This is a genomic window from Bradyrhizobium sp. USDA 4541 (genome assembly GCF_024171085.1).
Classification (GTDB): Bacteria; Pseudomonadota; Alphaproteobacteria; order Rhizobiales; family Xanthobacteraceae; genus Bradyrhizobium; species Bradyrhizobium australafricanum.
Genome location: NZ_JALJZF010000001.1, coordinates 5136843 through 5154330 on the forward strand (window position 1 = coordinate 5136843; position 17488 = coordinate 5154330).

At 64.9% G+C, this 17488-nt stretch carries 17 protein-coding genes; 12 read left to right on the forward strand and 5 right to left on the reverse strand.

What is annotated here, in order from left to right:
• The first annotated feature begins 176 nt into the window (after positions 1–176).
• On the forward strand, positions 177–2660 hold the full coding sequence (locus J2R80_RS24200; RefSeq protein WP_253639522.1) for a bifunctional diguanylate cyclase/phosphodiesterase: 2484 nt from the start codon (positions 177–179) through the stop codon (positions 2658–2660).
• A 109-nt stretch (positions 2661–2769) separates the two neighbouring features.
• On the opposite strand, the gene J2R80_RS24205 is transcribed toward J2R80_RS24200, so the two are convergent.
• Complete coding sequence (locus tag J2R80_RS24205; RefSeq protein WP_253639523.1) at positions 2770–3333, reverse strand: nitroreductase family protein; 564 nt, start codon at positions 3331–3333, stop codon at positions 2770–2772.
• An 84-nt stretch (positions 3334–3417) separates the two neighbouring features.
• Entirely contained in the window at positions 3418–5466 is a 2049-nt protein-coding gene (gene thrS / locus J2R80_RS24210; RefSeq protein ID WP_076831632.1) for a threonine--tRNA ligase, read from the reverse strand.
• Between the two features lie 227 nt (positions 5467–5693).
• On the opposite strand from thrS, the gene J2R80_RS24215 reads away from it, so the two are divergent.
• Both J2R80_RS24215 and J2R80_RS24220 read left to right on the forward strand, forming a co-directional pair.
• Positions 5694–7004, forward strand: a complete 1311-nt coding sequence (locus J2R80_RS24215; protein ID WP_253639524.1) for an ATP-dependent Clp protease proteolytic subunit — start codon at positions 5694–5696, stop codon at positions 7002–7004.
• 106 nt (positions 7005–7110) lie between these two features.
• On the forward strand, positions 7111–8247 hold the full coding sequence (locus tag J2R80_RS24220; protein ID WP_253641030.1) for an MFS transporter: 1137 nt from the start codon (positions 7111–7113) through the stop codon (positions 8245–8247).
• Positions 8248–8328: 81 nt separating this feature from the next.
• Here J2R80_RS24220 and J2R80_RS24225 read toward each other — a convergent pair whose 3' ends face one another.
• Positions 8329–8496, reverse strand: coding sequence for a hypothetical protein (locus J2R80_RS24225; protein ID WP_016843922.1), 168 nt, complete (start codon positions 8494–8496; stop codon positions 8329–8331).
• Between the two features lie 154 nt (positions 8497–8650).
• The gene (yidD, locus tag J2R80_RS24230; RefSeq protein ID WP_076831624.1) at positions 8651–8962 is read right to left on the reverse strand and encodes a membrane protein insertion efficiency factor YidD; all 312 of its coding nucleotides are present in this window, start codon (positions 8960–8962) and stop codon (positions 8651–8653) included.
• 369 nt (positions 8963–9331) lie between these two features.
• Between yidD and J2R80_RS24235 the strand changes: the two genes are divergently transcribed.
• On the forward strand, positions 9332–10168 hold the full coding sequence (locus J2R80_RS24235; RefSeq protein WP_253639525.1) for a hypothetical protein: 837 nt from the start codon (positions 9332–9334) through the stop codon (positions 10166–10168).
• Between the two features lie 126 nt (positions 10169–10294).
• On the opposite strand, the gene J2R80_RS24240 is transcribed toward J2R80_RS24235, so the two are convergent.
• Complete coding sequence (locus tag J2R80_RS24240) at positions 10295–10741, reverse strand: iron-sulfur cluster assembly scaffold protein (protein ID WP_028342685.1); 447 nt, start codon at positions 10739–10741, stop codon at positions 10295–10297.
• A gap of 240 nt (positions 10742–10981) precedes the next feature.
• Here J2R80_RS24240 and folE point away from each other — a divergent pair, with 240 nt between their 5' ends.
• From folE to J2R80_RS24280, 8 genes are all read left to right on the forward strand, one after another.
• Complete coding sequence (gene folE, locus J2R80_RS24245) at positions 10982–11662, forward strand: GTP cyclohydrolase I FolE (protein ID WP_253639526.1); 681 nt, start codon at positions 10982–10984, stop codon at positions 11660–11662.
• 28 nt (positions 11663–11690) lie between these two features.
• Positions 11691–12119, forward strand: coding sequence for a phosphoribosyl-AMP cyclohydrolase (gene hisI / locus J2R80_RS24250; RefSeq protein WP_057019662.1), 429 nt, complete (start codon positions 11691–11693; stop codon positions 12117–12119).
• Positions 12120–12321: 202 nt separating this feature from the next.
• Positions 12322–12933 (forward strand): c-type cytochrome, encoded by a 612-nt coding sequence (locus tag J2R80_RS24255; RefSeq protein ID WP_229159873.1) that lies wholly within the window; start codon positions 12322–12324, stop codon positions 12931–12933.
• Positions 12934–12946: 13 nt separating this feature from the next.
• On the forward strand, positions 12947–14197 hold the full coding sequence (locus tag J2R80_RS24260) for a cytochrome c (protein WP_057019661.1): 1251 nt from the start codon (positions 12947–12949) through the stop codon (positions 14195–14197).
• 115 nt (positions 14198–14312) lie between these two features.
• A complete protein-coding gene (locus J2R80_RS24265; protein WP_016843914.1) occupies positions 14313–14492 on the forward strand; it encodes a hypothetical protein in 180 nt (59 codons plus the stop codon).
• The gene (locus J2R80_RS24270) at positions 14492–15055 is read left to right on the forward strand and encodes a cytochrome C oxidase subunit II (protein ID WP_253639527.1); all 564 of its coding nucleotides are present in this window, start codon (positions 14492–14494) and stop codon (positions 15053–15055) included. Before J2R80_RS24265 ends, J2R80_RS24270 begins: the two co-directional genes overlap by 1 nt.
• Positions 15045–16670 carry a cbb3-type cytochrome c oxidase subunit I gene (locus J2R80_RS24275; RefSeq protein WP_057019659.1) on the forward strand — a complete coding sequence of 542 codons (1626 nt, stop codon included), beginning with the start codon at positions 15045–15047 and terminating at the stop codon, positions 16668–16670. The genes J2R80_RS24270 and J2R80_RS24275 overlap by 11 nt, the downstream gene beginning before the upstream one ends.
• Positions 16667–17458: a c-type cytochrome gene (locus J2R80_RS24280; protein WP_076831613.1), complete on the forward strand. Its 792-nt coding sequence runs from the start codon at positions 16667–16669 to the stop codon at positions 17456–17458. The genes J2R80_RS24275 and J2R80_RS24280 overlap by 4 nt, the downstream gene beginning before the upstream one ends.
• The last annotated feature ends 30 nt before the right edge of the window (positions 17459–17488 follow it).

Genomic DNA, 17488 nt, shown 5'->3' on the forward strand with positions numbered 1-17488 from the left:
TCCGGCCGGTCCTGCATTTCATGCAGCTGTCATAGTCTCTAATGTGAACTAACCATCGCGCGAATTTGAGCCGTCATAATCGCTCGCGGCGATACCGGGCCTACCTATTTTTACATGACGTTAAGCCGCGGCATGACTTGGATGCCGTGGGGACTAGTGTTTGCGTGGGGCGCGCCATGGTCATGGCCAACAAGAAATCAGCTAAAGCATCGGCCAAATTCAATTCCGAGATGTTCGCCGACGTACCGGTTCTGCAACGCAAGTGGCAGGCCGCGGTCCGTCCCGGCGAAAAGCTGCCGCACTATGAAGACGTGATGCTCGGCAGTCTCGGCCGGCTCGCCGATCATATCGTGCTGCTGCGGAGCGTCGATGGCATGCTCAGCGTCTCGCACGCCGGCCGCTATGTCCAGACATGGCTGAACGACGAGCGCTGGGACATTCCGCTCAGCGCCCTGCCGCCTGATTGCGCCACCGCGTTGACCGAGGCGGCCGCAAACGCGCGCGAGAACTGCCGGCCCTATCTGGCGTCGGCGCATTGCGTCCGCGACGGGCTGGTGCGGACCTTCGACGTGCTGGCGCTGCCGACGCGGTCGCGCTGGGGCGGTATCCTGGTCGGTGTCTATGTCAACGAGCGCAATGCGCAGTACAATCTGCTCGATACGATTTTCTCGGCCACCGACGAGGGCGTGCTGTCGCTCGCCGCGATCCGCGATGCGCGCGGCGAGCCGGCCGACTTCCAGATCGTGCATCTCAACCAGGGCGCCGCAAAGCTGCTGATGCAGCCTGCGACCGAATTGCTGTGGCGCCGGCTCAGCGCCGGCGGCAATCCGCTTGCGGCGTCAGCGGTGATGAGCCGTCTGCGTGGATTTGTCGGCGGCGGCCCGGGCGGGCAGTTCGAGATCGACAGCGGCGATCGCTGCCTGCGGCTCGGCGTCACGGCGTTCGGCGACATGCTGTCGCTGACCGTCTCCGACGTCACCGCGCTGAAGCAGCGCGAGCTGTCGTTCCGCCTGCTGTTCGAGAACAACCCGATGCCGATGTGGGTGTTCGACGCCAGCACGATGGAATTCCTCAGCGTCAACGACGCCGCCGTTCAGCACTATGGATACAGCCGGGAAAAGTTTCTCGGCATGACGCTGCGCCAGATCTGGCCGGTGGATGAGTGGAGCGTGTACAGCGCCGCCTTGCGCGAGATCGGCGACGTCTATCAATCGAGCCGCGACTGGCGGCACATCAGGGCCGATGGCAGCGAGATCCATGTGCTGACCTTCGGACGCAAGGTGGCGTTCGAGGGCCGCGACGGCTATCTGGTCGCGGTGGTCGACATCACCGAGCGCCGCGCCGCCGAAGCGCGGATCGCGCATATGGCGCACCATGACGGGCTCACCAATCTGCCGAACCGCGATTTCTACCAGGAGCGCCTGCGCGAGGCGCTGGAGCGCGGCCGCAGCGGCAACAAGCGCGTCGCGGTGATGTGCATCGACCTCGACCTGTTCAAGAACGTCAACGACTCCTTCGGGCATCCGATGGGCGACCGGCTGCTCAAGCTGGTGGCGGAGCGGCTGCGCGAGGTGGTCCGCGACGACAATGTGGCGGCCCGCCTCGGCGGCGACGAATTCGCGATCGTGCTTGCGGCCGACGTTTCGCCGAACGAGGCGAGCGCTTTCGCCGAACGGCTGATCGAAGCGCTGAGCGCGCCCTACAACATCGACGGGCTCGAGGTCGTGGTCGGCGCCAGCGTCGGCATCGCGCTGTCACCGGGCGACGGCACGACGTCGGAAGAATTGATGCGCAATGCCGACATGGCGCTGTACCGCGCCAAGTCCGAGGGCGGCGGCGTGCATCATTTCTTCGAACCGGAGATGGATCAGCAGGCGCAGAAGCGCCGCGACATGGAGCGCGATCTGCGCGCGGCCTTCAGCAACGGCGAATTCGAGCTGCACTACCAGCCGCTGGTCGATATCGCGGCCGACCGCATCTCTGGCTTCGAGTCGCTGCTGCGCTGGCGGCACCCGCACAAGGGCATGGTCTCACCTGCGGAGTTCATCCCGGTTGCCGAAGACATCGGCCTGATCGTCGCGCTCGGCGAATGGGTGCTGCGCGAAGCCTGCTCGGAGGCGATCAAGTGGCCCGCCGACGTCAAGGTCGCCGTCAATCTGTCGCCGGTGCAGTTCCGCAGCCGCAATCTGGTCCAGGCCGTGATCTCGGCGCTGGCGCATTCCGGCCTGTCGGCGCGGCGGCTCGAGCTCGAGATCACCGAGTCGGTGTTCCTGGCGGAAACCGAGGCCAACCTCGCGATCCTGCATCAGCTGCGCGAGCTGGGCGTCAGCATCTCGATGGACGATTTCGGCACCGGCTATTCCTCGCTGAGCTATCTGCGCAGCTTCCCGTTCGACAAGATCAAGATCGACCGCTCCTTCGTGAAGGATCTGGCGCGGCGCTCCGATTGCCTCGCGATCGTGCGCGCGATCTCGGGCCTTGGCCGCAGCCTCAGGATCACCACGACCGCGGAAGGGGTCGAGACGACAGACCAGCTCGACTGGTTGCGCGCCGAAGGTTGCAACGAGGTGCAGGGATTTCTGTTCAGCGCGGCGCGGCCGGCCGGCGAGATCGCGGCCTTGCTGAGCGGCTTTGCGGAGCGTGCGTCGAAGGCGGCGTAGTCGTCATGCCCGACAATGGCGAGGGCTTTTGTAGCCCGGGTGAGCGAAGCGACACCCGGGACGAGTGTCCCGCATATCGCTCCACTCATGCGGGCTACAAGGCTGTACCCTAGAACCGCGTCACGATATCCGACAGGGCCGGGCGCGGGCGGTCCTCGCTCGGCCTGGTCGGGGTGCCGATGTGAATGAGCCCGGCGAGCTTCTCGTCCGGCTTCAGGCCGAGGCCGTCGAGCACGTCGCGGTCGAAGGCAAACCAGCCGGTCAGCCAGCAGGCGCCGTAGCCGAGCGCGGTCGCCGCGGTAACGATGTTCATCGCGCTGGCGCCCGCCGACAATTCCTGCTCCCACGGCGGCACCTTCGGGTGCCGCTTGGTGAAGGAGACCACGCCGATCACCAGCGGCGCGTCGGTCAGGCGCTTCTTCTCGACCTCGATGTCGGAGGCCGGCGCCCCGGGATTCTTCCGGGCGAAGACCTTTGCGATCACGTCGCCGGCCCGCGCGCGGGCATCGCCCTCGAACACGATGAAGCGCCAGGGCGCGAGCTTGCCGTGGTCAGGCACGCGTGCGCCGATCGTCAAAATGGTCTCGAGCTCGGCCGCGGACGGGCCCGGGCCGGTCATCTCGCGCGGTTTCATCGAGCGGCGCGTCTTCAGGAGTTCAATGGCATCGGGCACGGAAATGTCCTTCAAGGGGAGTCGTGCCCCCAAGATGGGGACACGACCGAGCCAATGAAAGCCAGTTTAGACCGATTGTGAAGATCAGGCGACGGATCGCGCCCGCTTCACGTCGGGCGGCGTCGCCTCATCCACCAGCGCGGCGATCGCCTCATCGGTCGGCATCACCGTCTGCCGCTCGCTGCCGAGGCGGCGGACCGAGACCGAGTGGGTCTCGGCTTCCTTCTTGCCGACGACGAGCAGGGCCGGGATCTTGGCCAGCGAGTGCTCGCGGACCTTGTAGTTGATCTTCTCGTTGCGCAGGTCGATCTCGACCCGGAGCCCGGCGCGGCGCGCGGCGGCCGCCACCACCTTGGCGTACTCGTCGCCTTCGGAGGTGATGGTCGTGACGACGAGCTGGGTCGGCGCCAGCCAGAGCGGGAAGTTGCCGGCATAGTGCTCGATCAGGATGCCGATGAAGCGCTCCATCGAACCGCAGATCGCGCGGTGCACCATGACGGGTGCCTTCTTCGAGCCATCATGATCGATGTAGAACGCGCCGAACCGTTCCGGCAGGTTGAAGTCGACCTGGGTCGTGCCGCACTGCCAGTCGCGGCCGATGGCGTCGCGCAGCACATACTCGAACTTCGGTCCGTAGAACGCGCCTTCGCCCGGATTGATCTCGGTCCGGATGCGGTTGCTGCCCTTGGCCTTGATCTCCGACAGCACCGTCGCCATCACGCGCTCGGCGTGATCCCACATCTCGTCGGTGCCGACGCGCTTCTCCGGCCGCGTCGAGAGCTTGACCGTGAGCTCGCCGTCGAAACCGAAATCGGCGTAGGTCGACAGGATCAGGTCGTTGATCTTGAGGCACTCGTCGGCGAGCTGCTGCTCGGTGCAGAACACATGGGCGTCGTCCTGGGTGAAGCCGCGCACCCGCATCAGGCCGTGCATCGCGCCCGACGGCTCGTAGCGATGCACGACGCCGAACTCGGCGAGCCGCAACGGCAGGTCGCGGTAGCTCTTCAGCCCGTGCTTGAAGATCTGCACATGGCCCGGGCAGTTCATCGGCTTCAGCGCGAACCAGCGCTTGTCCTCGGCCTCGTCGCCGGCGGACTGCGCCGCGAACATGTTCTCGCGGTACCAGTCCCAATGGCCCGAGGTCTCCCACAGCGCCTTGTCGAGGATCTGCGGAGCGTTGACCTCGTTGTAGTCGCCGAGCAGCCGGCGCCGCATATAGGCGATCAGCTGCTGGAAGATGGTCCAGCCCTTGGGGTGCCAGAACACCACGCCCGGGCCTTCCTCCTGGAAGTGGAACAGGTCGAGCTCGCGGCCGAGCTTGCGGTGGTCGCGCTTCTCGGCTTCCTCGATCTGCTTGAGATAGGCGTCGAGGTCTTCCTGCCTGGCGAATGCCGTGCCGTAGATGCGGGTCAGCATCGGATTGTTGGAATCGCCGCGCCAATACGCGCCCGCCACCTTCATCAGCTTGAAGGCGTTGCCGATCTTGCCGGTCGAGGTCATGTGCGGGCCGCGGCAGAGGTCGAACCAGTCGCCCTGGAAGTAGATCTTGATCGGCTCGTTGCCGGGAATGGCGTCGACCAGCTCGACCTTGAAGGCCTCGCCCTTGTCGCGGAACACCTGCTTGGTCTTCTCGCGATCCCAGACTTCCTTGGTGAACGGCTTGTCGCGCGCGACGATCTCGCGCATCCGCTTCTCGATCGCGGCAAAATCTTCCGGGGTGAACGGCTCGTTGCGGAAGAAGTCGTAGTAGAAGCCGTTCTCGATCACCGGGCCGATCGTGACCTGGGTGCCCGGCCACAGCGACTGCACGGCCTCCGCCAGCACATGCGCGGCATCGTGCCGGATCAGTTCCAGCGCGCGCGGGTCTTCGCGGCCGATCAGCTCGATCTTGGCGTCGGCCTCGATCGGATCATTGAGGTCGGCAAGCGTGCCGTCGAGCGCCATCGCGACGGTGCGCTTGGCGAGCGAGGGCGAAATGCCTTTGGCGATGTCGAGACCGGTGGTCCCTCTCGGGAAATCGCGCCTCGCTCCATCAGGGAAGGTGAGGGCGATCTTGTTCACGGGTTCTGCGGGTTTGAGGTTAGAGAGGCTGTACTGGAATCCGGATTCGGATTTGGGTGGCGTTTCTGCCATGGTGACTCCTGTAGCTCACTCCTGCGAACGAGCGCAGGTAAGCGGAAAGCAGCGGTATAGCAGGGGATTTGACGCCTGCAATCCGGCAATATCAAGAAAATGGGCCACCGGCCGCACGGATTTGAACAAGGCTCGGCTGCAGGCGACGCCACGGATCGTTGCGACGCTGCCGATCATCGTCTAACGTCCGGCGTCCGTTTTCCGCCATCGCGCGATCCGCAAGGTTCATGTTTTCCCGTCTCCTGTTTTTCGTGGCGTTGCTTCTGATCCCGGGCGTGTTGCGGGCGGAAGAAACACCGGTCCAGAAGGCCGGATTTGCGAAGAAGCTGACCATCTATCTCGCCCATGGGCCAGCGAACGCCTGCGGCGCCGGCTGCGATCGCTGGATCGCGATCGAAGGCGAGATCGATCGGGAAGCCGCTCAGCGGATTCGCACCTTCCTGTTTGCCGTCAAGGACAGGCAGCTTCCGATCTACCTTCATTCGCCGGGCGGAAACGTCGAGCAGTCCTATGGGATCGCGCGGTTCCTGCGCGCGCACAAGGCAATCGCCCGAGTCGGCCGTACCATCGTGCCGGCCTGTTCCACCGGCACGCAGATCGACGCCGCATGCCTGAAGATCAAGGCTGCCAAGGGCGAGGTCGAGGCCGAGCTCGCCACGCGCAACGCGATGTGCGTGTCGGCCTGCGCCTATCTGTTCCTGGGCGCGACCAGCCGCGAAGTGGCGCCCGATTCGGTGCTCGCGGTGCATAACTCCAAGCTGATGTTCGTCGTGCACGGACATCCGCCTGCGCAGGTCGTCGCGGACTTCAGGCGGCGCGAGATGGTGAGCGCCGATCGCGACCGCAATGTATTCCTCGCGGCGATGGGCATCAGCCATGAGCTCAGCGACCTCATCAAGTCCGTGAAGTTCGAGGACCTGCACGTGCTGACGCGGCCGGAGCTCTATCGATTCAGCATCGATACGCGGCCGCTGCCGGAAACCCTGTGGGCGGTGGAGAAGGAGACACGGCCCTATGTTCGCAAGATCGTGCAGCAGAAAAGGGCCGACGGCAGCGCGTTCCGCATGATGGAGTGGCGGCTGTTCTGCGAGAGCAAGGATCGCGGGCGGCTGATGTTCGTGCGCGAGTTCGAGGAGGGGGCAGCCGGCAAGACCACGGTGCTGATGATGGCCGGCGCGACCAAGACCGTTGCATTCGGCCGGTCGGCGCGGTTCGGCAAATACGAGGTCTGGAGCGAGGCGGTGACCTCGGACATCGTCAAGGCGATGCTCGCAGCCCCGCATCTGCAGATCGGCGAAAGCCCGCCGGCAGCCGACGCCAAGCTTGACGCCAAGCCTGACGCCAAGTCCGACGTCAAGTCTGACACCAAGTCCGGCCTTGCGACATTCGATATCGGCACCATCGGGCTGGAGCAGGGGTGGACGCAGCTTCTGGCATCATGCCCGGCGGCGACCACCGGTCCGAAGCCTGCGAGCCCGTTGCCGGCCGCCGCGTCGCCGAGCGTCAGCGCCGTGCCGGCGGCGTCACCGTCGCCATGAGCGCAAGAGGCGCCGTTCGATCAGGTGCCATGCATTTAGATGCAGTTGCATCGATCTCGGCGTCTGCTAACAACGCGGCGTGAAACGCTTCGCTCCCACCGCATTGATGCTCGGCAACATCGTCACCGGCTGCTCGGTGCTGGCGCCGGCCGGCATGCTGGCGGAGTTGTCCGACGGACTCGGCGTCACGATCCACACCGCGGGTCTCCTGATCACCTTCGGCGCGATCGTGCTGTGCGTGGGCTCGCCGGCGACGGCGTGGCTGACCAGCCGGATCGAGCGGCGGGCCTTGCTGACGGCGACGCTGCTGGTGCTGACGCTGACCAATGCGGCATCCGCCTTTGTGCCGAACTACGACAGCCTCCTGATCATTCGGCTGGTGATGCTCGCGGTCGGCGTGCTCTACACGCCGCAGGCGGCGGGCACCGCGGCACTGATCGTGCCGGTGGAGAAGCGCGGCAGCACGATTGCCTACATCTTCCTCGGCTGGTCGCTTGCTGCCGCGATCGGGCTGCCGCTGATCACCTTCATCACAAGCCGCTACGGCTTTCGCGCGACCTATGGCGCGATCGCGCTGACCGGGCTCGTCAGCTCCCTGCTGCTGTGGTGGCGGCTGCCAGGCGGACTGCGCGGCGCGCCGGTTGACCTCAGAACCTGGGTCGATCTCGGCCGCAATCCGATGGTCATTCTGCTGCTGTCGATCACGACGCTGCAGATGTCCGGCCAGTTCGTGGTGTTCACCTTCATGGGACCGCTGCTCGCCAAACTGACCGGCGCCAATGCGGACGCCGTCGGGATCGTGTTCGCGCTCTACGGCATCTTCGGGTTCGTCGGCATCGTGATCGCAACGCGCGTGGTGGACTCGTGGGGCGCCTGGAAAACCTCGGTCCTGTTCACCGTGCTGCTGCTCGCAGGCGTCGCCGGCTGGGCGCTGAGCGCCGGCGCCTACGCCCTGATGGCCGCCTCCGTCGCGGTGTGGGGCCTCGGCTTTGCATCGACCAATTCGATGCAGCAGGTACGCCTGGTCGGTGCGGCGCCGGCGCTCGCTTCGGCGTCGGTCTCGCTCAATACCTCGGTGCTGTATATCGGCCAGGCCATCGGCTCCGCGATCGGCGGCTTGCTGTTCGCCCGCGAATGGCTGCACAGCGCAGGCTACGTGGCTACGGCCTTCGTCGCGGCGGCGCTCGCGGTCGTGGTCGTCACGCGGCCGCGACGGACGGCCGCCACCGCCGCAGCCGAGTGAACGGTTGGCTTTCACGTTTGTGTTCGCGAGAGCATCCCAACAACGATCCGCGTGCGGAACATCAGGGAGCTCGACTGCGCGTCACCACCTCACGCTTTGGCTGGGCACAATGAACGCCGTCGTGCTCGGCTTGTTCGGATTGTGGGTGAAGTAGCCGTAGGCGGCGACGATCACGACGAGCAAGGCAAGCACGGCCAGCAAGTCGATCTGCCGGGGATCATGACCGTTGTGGCTGATTTTCCAGCGCATTGTTGTTTCCTCCCCAAAAGGGGGGGGCAATGAAACAAATGCGCCAACTATCGCCACAGTTCCGCCGGGCAGCAATGCGCGCTGCGCTTGGACGTGCCGCAGCAACCGATCAATTGTCGTTGACGCCGCCGCGTCAACCGTTGTTGGCGCCGCGTCAGCCTTCGTTGACGCCGCGCCAGCGGCCATAGCGCCAGGGCAAGTACCAGCGTGCCCCGGGCGGCTTCGTCAGCGGGACATTATCGATCCCGGATGTTCCCCAGGGCTGGCAGCGCAGCAGCCGCGCCAGCGTCATCCAGCCGCCGCCCCACAGGCCGAAGCGTTCGATCGCCTCGTCGCCATAGACCGAGCAGGTCGGCAGATGCCGGCAGTTGTAGCCGACCAGCGGCGACAGCGTGTGCCGGTAGATCCAGATCAAAGCGCGGCCGAGGTTGCGCGGCAAGCGGCGCATGGTGCTGGCACAGTCCATGCATCGTGGATGGTGTGTCGTTGAATGGTCTGTCGGCGGCATACGCAAGTATGTACGTAGTCTTGCGGGGGTTCCAAGCCAAGGAACTGTTTTCTTGCAGATATTTACGCCACAGTTCGTTATTATTGCACAGCACCGATGGCGCTGCAGCAAGGGCTCTATGGACGGTCCGGGTCAGCAACGCTACCGTTCCCATAACGCGCCGCTGACAGAATCGTGGCGCATTGCCATGGGGCCATTGCCACCGCTCGCATCACCAAGGGCTTGGGGGAAGGAACCAAATTGAGGCTCGTCAGGTCGCTCTCGTTGCGCAGTTGGGCGCTTACCGGCGCCGTTGCTCTTTGCTTCGCGGTTTCCGGCACCGCCGCCATGGCGGGCGGTTCCGCGCAGGCCAATTCGACCCTCGAAGAGCGCAAGCTGCCGATGAAGTTCAGCTGGATCGCCTGCCAGCCGAATTGCCGTGGCTGGGTGTCCGCGGTCGGCATCATCACGGCCGATAGTCCGAGGGAATTCGACGAGTTCGCGCGCGGCCGCCAGCTCAACGGCGCCACCATCGTGCTCGACTCCAGCGGCGGCTCGGTCAACGACGCGATCGCGCTCGGCCGCCGCTTCCGCGGTCTCGGCGTGCTGACCACGGTCGGCACCAGCGTCGTCAATCAGGCCGCGCAAGGCGGCCGCGCGAGCGTTCTGCCCGATGCTTATTGCGAGTCGATGTGCGTGTTCCTGCTGTTGTCGGGCAAGACGCGCTACGTTCCGCCGGCCGCCCATGTTCGCGTACATCAGATCTGGATGGGCGATCGCGCCGACGACGCCAAGGCGGCGAGCTACACCGCGCAGGACCTGATGATCGTCGAGCGCGATATCGGCCGTCTTGCCAAGTACACCTTCGATATGGGCGGCGCGGGTGATCTGCTGGCGCTCTCGCTCAGCGTGCCGCCGTGGGAAGACCTGCACGAATTGTCGGCGGCCGAATTGCGGCTGACCAATCTCATCACCACCGATGCGGTTGCCGACGTGCTGCCGCGGCAGGACAACAGCAAGGACAACGCAATTCCCGTCGCCGAGGCGAAGCCGAAGAACAACGATCGCTTCGTGAGCAGCGCGATGGAGGGCGAGGCGTCGCAGGCGAGAGCGACCAAGACCGCCGAGGTCGTGGTGCCGACCGGCGGCAGCGCAGCGCCGGCGCCGGTCCAGCCCGCGCAGTAAGAACGCACATTGTCGCGTCGTTCCGGGACGCGTAAGCGGACCACAGATGCGCAATTGCGCATCGGGGAACCTTGAGATTCCGGGTTCGATGCTGCGCATCGCCCCGGAATGACCTGACATGCAATTTTACGCCGGCTGCTTTGCCTTGGCCTCGATCTGGCCGATCGCATCGACCACTGCATCGAAGGTCAGCAGGGTCGAGGCATGGCGGGCCTTGTAGTCGCGCACCGGCTCGAGCAGCGCGATATCGGCCCATTTGCCGCCCTGCGGGGGCTGGCCATTTTCCTTCAGCATCTTGCGGACCGTCTCGCGCAATTCGCGCAGCTCATCAGCGGTCGAGCCCACCACCTGGCTCGCCATGATCGAGGAGGAGGCCTGGCCGAGCGCACAGGCCTTCACGTCATGGGCGAAGTCCGTCACCACAGGACCGTCCATCTTGAGGTCGACCTTGACGGTCGAACCGCACAATTTGGAGTGTGCGGTGGCGCTGGCGTCCGGGTCGGCCAGCCGTCCGAGGCGCGGAATATTGCCGGCCAACTCGATGATCCGCTTGTTGTAAATGTCGTTCAGCATGGGGACAGATGCCTGGTTCCGGCGGTGCCGGGCGCTCTTGGCGGCTGGGTTGCACCGTCCTATATATGGACGGCAACGCCGGAAACATAGCCCGGCCATGCAGCCACCGCGGCCCACCTGCGCCGCGGCGGTGCTACAATTGTGGGACTCAGGCGCCCGGCGGTCGAACGATCCGCCCCGTCTGCCCGGTGACACATCCGGACCAAGGTCAAATCCGAGGGCCGGTCGAACGGAGAAGACATGGACGCCTTGATCAAATCGATTCGCCCCAACAAGCCGGCCGACGCGAAGCCCGGCGAGCTCGACCCCTCAGAATTCATGACGGCGGCCGTTCGCGCCGACCAGCCGCGCCCGTCGCGGGCGGAGGCGGAGGACGCCGTGAAGACGCTGCTCGCCTATATCGGCGAGAACACCGGCCGCGAGGGCCTGCTCGACACGCCGCGCCGCGTCGTCGAGGCCTATGACGAGCTCTATCAGGGCTACCACCAGTGCCCGGCCGAGGTGCTGAACCGCACCTTCGGCGAGACCGCCGGCTACGACGATTTCGTCCTCGTCCGCGACATCGAGTTCACCTCGCAGTGCGAGCATCACATGATGCCGTTCTACGGCAAGGCGCATATTGCCTATACGCCGGTGGAGCGCGTCGTCGGCCTCTCCAAGCTGGCGCGGCTGACCGATATCTTCGCCCGCCGTCTGCAGACCCAGGAGCATCTCACCGCGCAGGTCGCGGCTGCGATCGACGAGGTGCTGAAGCCCCGCGGCGTTGCCGTGCTGATCGAGGCGGAGCATACCTGCATGTCGGTGCGCGGCGTTGCCAAGCATGGTGCATCGACCTTCACCAGCCGCTTCACTGGCATGTTCCGCGACAATCCGGCGGAGCAGCAGCGTTTCTTGTCCCTGGTGCGAGGACCGAACTGGTAACCTCGCATTTTCCTGAGCGAGGTTTTCCGTGTCCGCAGCGACCCACGATCACGACCGCGAGGAGGGGCTGGCCTTCCAGCCCAAATTCGACGCGGCAGGCCTTGTGACCTGCGTCGCGACCGATGCCGCGACCGGCGATGTGCTGATGGTCGCGCACATGAATGACGAGGCCCTGCGCAAGACGATCGCGACCGGCGAAGGCTGGTACTTCAGCCGCTCGCGCAATGCGCTGTGGCGCAAGGGCGAGAGCTCGGGCCAGACCCAGCGCGTGGTCGAGATCCGGATGGATTGCGATCAGGACGCGGTGTGGATCAAGGTCGAGCAGATCGGCGCCGCCTGCCACACCGGACGGCGCTCCTGCTTCTATCGCGCGGTGAAGGACGAGGGCGGGCATGTCAGCCTGTCCTTTGTCGACGCCGAGAAGCTGTTCGATCCGGCGCAGGTCTATCGCAAATAGATCATTGATCTGAATCAAGTACAGCGCGGCGAAGTCGTGTACTTCGTGGCCCCTGTTACGCCATGCGCAAGCCGTTGCGCATGGTCGTCACTGGGGGTGAACTGTGGCGCATCGCCTGATACCGCTTCTTGGGTTTTTTGCCTGGGCTGTGTGGCCGATCGGCGCGGCGCAATCGCAAACCACCGAGCGTGCGCCCGATACGATGGCCGCGCGCGTCCTTGCCTGTGCGCCGTGTCACGGCGCCGAAGGCGAGGGCACCAGCGACGCCTATTTCCCGCGGCTGGCCGGCAAGCCGGCAGGCTATCTCTACAACCAGCTCATCGCATTCCGGGATGGACGGCGGAAATATCCGCCGATGAACTACCTGCTGGAGTTTCAGACCGACGATTACCTGAAGAAGATCGCCGAATATTTCGCCTCGCTCAGGCCGGCATTTCCGCCGCCGGTCCCGCCGGTCGACAGCAAGGAGATTCTGGCGCGCGGCGAGACGATCGTGAAGAACGGCGATCCGCAGCACGGCATTCCGCCCTGTTCGGCCTGTCATGGTCCTACATTGGGGGGCATGGAGCCCGGCATTCCCGGCCTGCTTGGCCTGCGCGCCGCCTATATCAGCGGCCAGCTCGGCGGCTGGCGCTACGGCACGCGGACCGCGTTCGCTCCCGATTGCATGCAGATCGTCGCGGGCCTGCTGACGGAGGACGACGTGAAGGCGGTGGCCGCCTATCTGTCCTCGCGTCCGGCGCCGGCGGATCCATCCTTCGCGCCGCGAGGCAGCCTTCCGATGCCGCTCGAATGCGGCAGCGAACCGCATTGAAGGGATCGTGCCGATGTCGCGAACCTTAACAGGACTGCTTGTCGGACTGATGCTGGCACTGTCGCCGATTGGGGCATCGGCGCAGCAGAAGGCGGCCGATCCGGCCGTGCTCGCCAAGGGCGAGTATCTCGCACGCGCCGGCGATTGCATCGCCTGCCACACCGCGCGCGAAGGCAAGACCTTCGCCGGCGGGCTGCCGATGAAGACGCCATTCGGCACGCTCTACACGTCGAACATCACGCCCGACCCGCAGACCGGGATCGGCACATGGACGTCGGATCAGTTCTACCAGATGATGCACAATGGCCGCTTCCCCGATGGCGGCCTGGTCTATCCGGCGATGCCGTTCGCCTCCTATACCAAGGTGACGCGCGAGGACAGCGACGCGATCTACGCCTATTTGCGCACGGTGCCGCCGGTCAGGCAGCTCAACAAGCCGCATGACCTGACATTCCCGTTCAACAACCGCTCGCTGATCATTGGCTGGCGCACGCTGTTCTTCAGGGAAGGCGAGTTCAAGCCTGATCCGACGAAGTCGGCGGAGTGGAACAGAGGTAACTATCTGGTCGAGGGGCTAGGGCATTGCGGGATGTGTCATACCCCGATCAATGCGCTCGGCGGCAGCAAGCAGTCGCAGGCCTTCGAGGGCGGCCTGATCCCGATGCAGAACTGGTACGCGCCGTCGCTGACCTCCAACAAGGAGACGGGGCTCGGCGACTGGACGATCGAGGAGATCGTCGACTATCTGCGCAAGGGCGTGTCCGCCAAGGGCGCCGTGTACGGACCGATGGCCGAGGTCGTCTACAACAGCCTGCAATATCTCAATGATGATGATGCGCGCGCGATGGCGGTCTACCTGAAGGGCCTTGCGCAGGGCGGTCCTCCGGAGAAGGCGTCGACTTCGCTGCCGTCGGCCGAGAGCAGTCTGCTGCTGTCCTTTGGCAAGTCGATCTATGACCGCGACTGCGCAAGCTGTCATGGCGCGACCGGGCAGGGCATGCCGCCGGATTATCCGCCGCTTGCCGGCAATCAGTCGATCCAGATGGTCTCCGCGGTGAACCCGATCCGGATGGTGCTCAATGGCGGGTATCCGCCGGGCACGTCGGGCAATCCGATGCCCCACGGCATGCCGCCGTTCGCGCAGAAGCTGTCGGATGACGAGGTCGCGGCTGTCGTCACCTACATTCGAACGGCTTGGGGCAATCGCGGCGAGCCGGTGTCGGCGCGGCAGGCCAACGAACTGCGGGCAGCAACGCTGAACTAAAGCATGATCCGGAAAAGTGCGAAGCGGTTTTCCGAAACGATCATGCTCAAACAGAGGAGCTAAAGCGCGATGACTAGTCAACCTCGTCTCGTCGCGCGTTAAGGGGAGCGCGATCATGATCAACTCGTCTTCGCCGCAACCGCCGGCATCGGGCTCGGAAGACGATGATGTCGAGACCATCGTACGCGCCGGTCCGGGCGGCGCGGTCGCGGTCGCGGGCATTGCGACGGCCGTCGTGGTCGGGTTGTGGTTTGCATTCTATCTACTGGTCTTCCTGCCGCGGAGCGTTCCCTGATGACGAGCGAGACTGACCACAGCCTCGGCGAGGCCGTTGCCGCACGGATCGAGCGGCGCTGGGCGACGCTGTCGATCGTCATTGTCGGCGTCCTGGTCGGCATGGCGGCCTATATCGGCATCCATCAGGCGACGATGCCGCAGGGCCGGGTCGAAACCGCCGATCCCAAGATGCTGCATCTGTCGGGCGAATTCGTCGAAAGCAATCTCGGCAGCGAAATGCAAGCCGACGGATCGGTCACCGTGCGCGCGATTGGCCAGCAATATTCCTTCACACCGCAATGCATCGTGGTGCCCGCGGAGACTCCGATCACCTTCCGCGCCACCAGCGCCGATGTCGTCCACGGTTTCCTGATCGAGGGCACCAACATCAACACGATGCTGGTGCCGGGCTACGTCACGGACCTGCCGGTGCGCTTCAAGGTGCCGGGCGATCATGTGATGCCGTGCCAGGAATTCTGCGGCATCGGCCACCAGGGCATGTGGGGCAAGGTCAAGGTGGTCGACAAGGCTGCGTTCCGTGACATGGCGGCAGCGAAGCGGAGGCTGACCTGTGTTGATTAACAAGCGGCTGATCGCGGTGCATTTCTGGCTTGCCTTCATCGTGTTCGGCGTCGCGCTGGTGCTCGGCGCCTGGCAGATGTTCGTGCGCAGCCCGTTGAACGCCTGGCATTTCAATCCGGAATTCTACTATCGCTCGGTCACCGCCCATGGCTCGGCGATGGGATACGTATTCCCGACACTGATCGCGATGGGATTCGGTTACGCGATCACCGAAGCCTCGCTCGAGAAAGAGCTGGTTGGACGGCGCTGGGCCTGGGTGGGCTTCTTCCTGGTCGCCGTCGGCGCCGTTGTCGCGATGATCCCGGTGTCGCTCGGGCTCGCCTCGGTGCTCTACACCTTCTATCCGCCGATGGTCGGCAATCCCTTCTATTACATCGGCGTCGTCATGGTCGTGGTCGGCTCATGGATCTGGGTCGCGCTGATGGTGACCAATTTCGTGATCTGGAAGCGCGAGAACCCGGGCAAGCCGGTGCCGCTTGCGATGTATGCCAATGTTGCGGGCTCACTGCTCTGGGGCTGGACCGCGGTCGGCGCGGCGCTTGAGATCCTGTTCCAGATCCTGCCCGTGGCGCTTGGGCTGAAGTCGACGATCGATGCGGGGCTGGCCCGTGTCTTCTTCTCCTGGACGCTGCACGCCATCGTCTATTTCTGGCTGATCCCGACCTACATCGCCTATTACACGATCTTCCCGCGGGCGATCGGCGGCCGGCTCTTTAGCGACCCGATGGCGCGGATTTCGTTCATCCTGTTCGTCGTGGTGGCGATGCCGATCGGCGTGCATCACCTGTTTGCCGATCCGCAGGTCGGCGCCGGATTCAAGTTCATGCACTCCGTGTTCACCGGCCTCGTCGCGCTGCCGACGCTGCTCACGGTATTCACGATCTGCGCCTCGGCGGAGATTGCCAGCCGCCTGCGCGGTGGCCGCGGCGCATTCGGCTGGATCGGCGCGCTGCCATGGTCCAATCCGATCATGCTGGCGACGGCGCTGTCGCTGGTCATGCTCGGCTTCGGAGGCGCCGGCGGTCTGATCAACATGAGCTATCAGCTCGACGCCACCGTGCACAACACGCAGTGGATCACCGGCCATTTCCACCTGATCTTCGGTGGCGCCATCGTGATCATGTATTTTGCCATCGCCTATGATCTGTGGCCGCATCTGACCGACCGTGCGCTGGACAGTTTTGGCCTGATGCGCACGCAGCTCTGGCTGTGGTTCATCGGTATGATCGTGACCACCTTCCCGTGGCACTATGTCGGTATTCTCGGCATGCCGCGCCGCATGGCGTATTACGACTATGCCAACCCGGCGATCTCGCCACAGGCCTTGTCGGTCACGATGTCGGCGATCGGCGGGCTCATTCTTCTGATATCGGGCCTGCTGTTCCTGCTGGTGCTGATCCGCGGGCAGTTCGGTGCGCGAGGCGAGGCGGGTGCGTACCGCTTCGCGGTGCCGTTGCACATGCCCGCGCGGATTCCGGTCGCGCTCAACTCATTCGGCCTGTGGCTCGCGTTGATGGTCGGTCTCACCGTGGTGAACTATGGTTTCCCGATTGCGCAGTTGATGGCGCTGAACGAGACCAGCGTGCCTGCGGTCTATGTCGGAGCCGGCCGATGAGCGACCAGCCGCTGTTCTCGCTGCGCAATCCGTGGTTCGGCGCCAGCGTCGGCATCACGGCCGCGATCGCCGTGTTGTCGGCCGTCGCCGGCCTGATCTGGTTGCCGTTGGCGCAGCCCAACCTGAAGCTTGCGGGGGTCTGGGATGCGATCTGCAGCGCGGCCGGCGTTCCGCGTGCCGCCGTGCAGGAGCCCGGCATCAAGCCGGATTTCAAGACGTCCAATGTCATCATGACGTCGGAGATGCTGACCAAGGCAGATCAGGTCTCGATCGGGCGGGGCGCAACGCTGGCGCAGCGCTGCGCGATCTGCCACGGACCGCAGGGCGTCAGCGACGCTCATTCACCGAACCTCGCCGGGCAATTTGCCGCGGTGACGTACAAGGAGCTGAATGACTTCAAGACCGGCGCGCGGGTCAGCGTGGTGATGAGCCCGTTCGCAGCGGCGATGAGCGATCAGGACATGAAGGATGTCGCGGCCTATTACGCCTATCTGCCGCGGGTGCCTTCGAACAATCTGGATACCGCGCGTCCCGCGCCGGCGATCGTGGTGACGGGCGCCCCGATGCGCAACATCGCGCCTTGCGGCTCCTGCCACGGCGATGTCGACAACAAGGCGGGAAGCCCCTGGCTGGGCGGCCAGTCGGCAGTCTACATCAAGGCACAGCTCGAGGCCTTTGCATCCGGGGCCCGCCGCAACGACATCAGCCAGCAGATGCGCAACATCGCGCGCCAGATGACGGCCGAGGAGATCGACCAGGTCGCGCACTACTACGAGGCCCAGCCCTGAATCGGCGCTATTAACGCGCCATTAACCATA

What these genes read in the sequence shown, in the direction of transcription:
- J2R80_RS24280 (WP_076831613.1), top strand. Translation starts at nt 16,667, where the DNA reads ATGAGCGACCAGCCGCTGTTCTCGCTGCGCAATCCGTGGTTCGGCGCC.
- J2R80_RS24220 (WP_253641030.1), top strand. Translation starts at nt 7,111, where the DNA reads ATGCTCGGCAACATCGTCACCGGCTGCTCGGTGCTGGCGCCGGCCGGC.
- folE (WP_253639526.1), top strand. Translation starts at nt 10,982, where the DNA reads ATGGACGCCTTGATCAAATCGATTCGCCCCAACAAGCCGGCCGACGCG.
- thrS (WP_076831632.1), bottom strand. Translation starts at nt 5,466, where the DNA reads ATGGCAGAAACGCCACCCAAATCCGAATCCGGATTCCAGTACAGCCTC.
- J2R80_RS24225 (WP_016843922.1), bottom strand. Translation starts at nt 8,496, where the DNA reads ATGCGCTGGAAAATCAGCCACAACGGTCATGATCCCCGGCAGATCGAC.
- J2R80_RS24200 (WP_253639522.1), top strand. Translation starts at nt 177, where the DNA reads ATGGTCATGGCCAACAAGAAATCAGCTAAAGCATCGGCCAAATTCAAT.
- J2R80_RS24260 (WP_057019661.1), top strand. Translation starts at nt 12,947, where the DNA reads ATGTCGCGAACCTTAACAGGACTGCTTGTCGGACTGATGCTGGCACTG.
- J2R80_RS24215 (WP_253639524.1), top strand. Translation starts at nt 5,694, where the DNA reads ATGTTTTCCCGTCTCCTGTTTTTCGTGGCGTTGCTTCTGATCCCGGGC.
- J2R80_RS24235 (WP_253639525.1), top strand. Translation starts at nt 9,332, where the DNA reads ATGGCGGGCGGTTCCGCGCAGGCCAATTCGACCCTCGAAGAGCGCAAG.
- J2R80_RS24240 (WP_028342685.1), bottom strand. Translation starts at nt 10,741, where the DNA reads ATGCTGAACGACATTTACAACAAGCGGATCATCGAGTTGGCCGGCAAT.
- J2R80_RS24255 (WP_229159873.1), top strand. Translation starts at nt 12,322, where the DNA reads ATGGCCGCGCGCGTCCTTGCCTGTGCGCCGTGTCACGGCGCCGAAGGC.
- yidD (WP_076831624.1), bottom strand. Translation starts at nt 8,962, where the DNA reads ATGGACTGTGCCAGCACCATGCGCCGCTTGCCGCGCAACCTCGGCCGC.
- J2R80_RS24265 (WP_016843914.1), top strand. Translation starts at nt 14,313, where the DNA reads ATGATCAACTCGTCTTCGCCGCAACCGCCGGCATCGGGCTCGGAAGAC.
- J2R80_RS24270 (WP_253639527.1), top strand. Translation starts at nt 14,492, where the DNA reads ATGACGAGCGAGACTGACCACAGCCTCGGCGAGGCCGTTGCCGCACGG.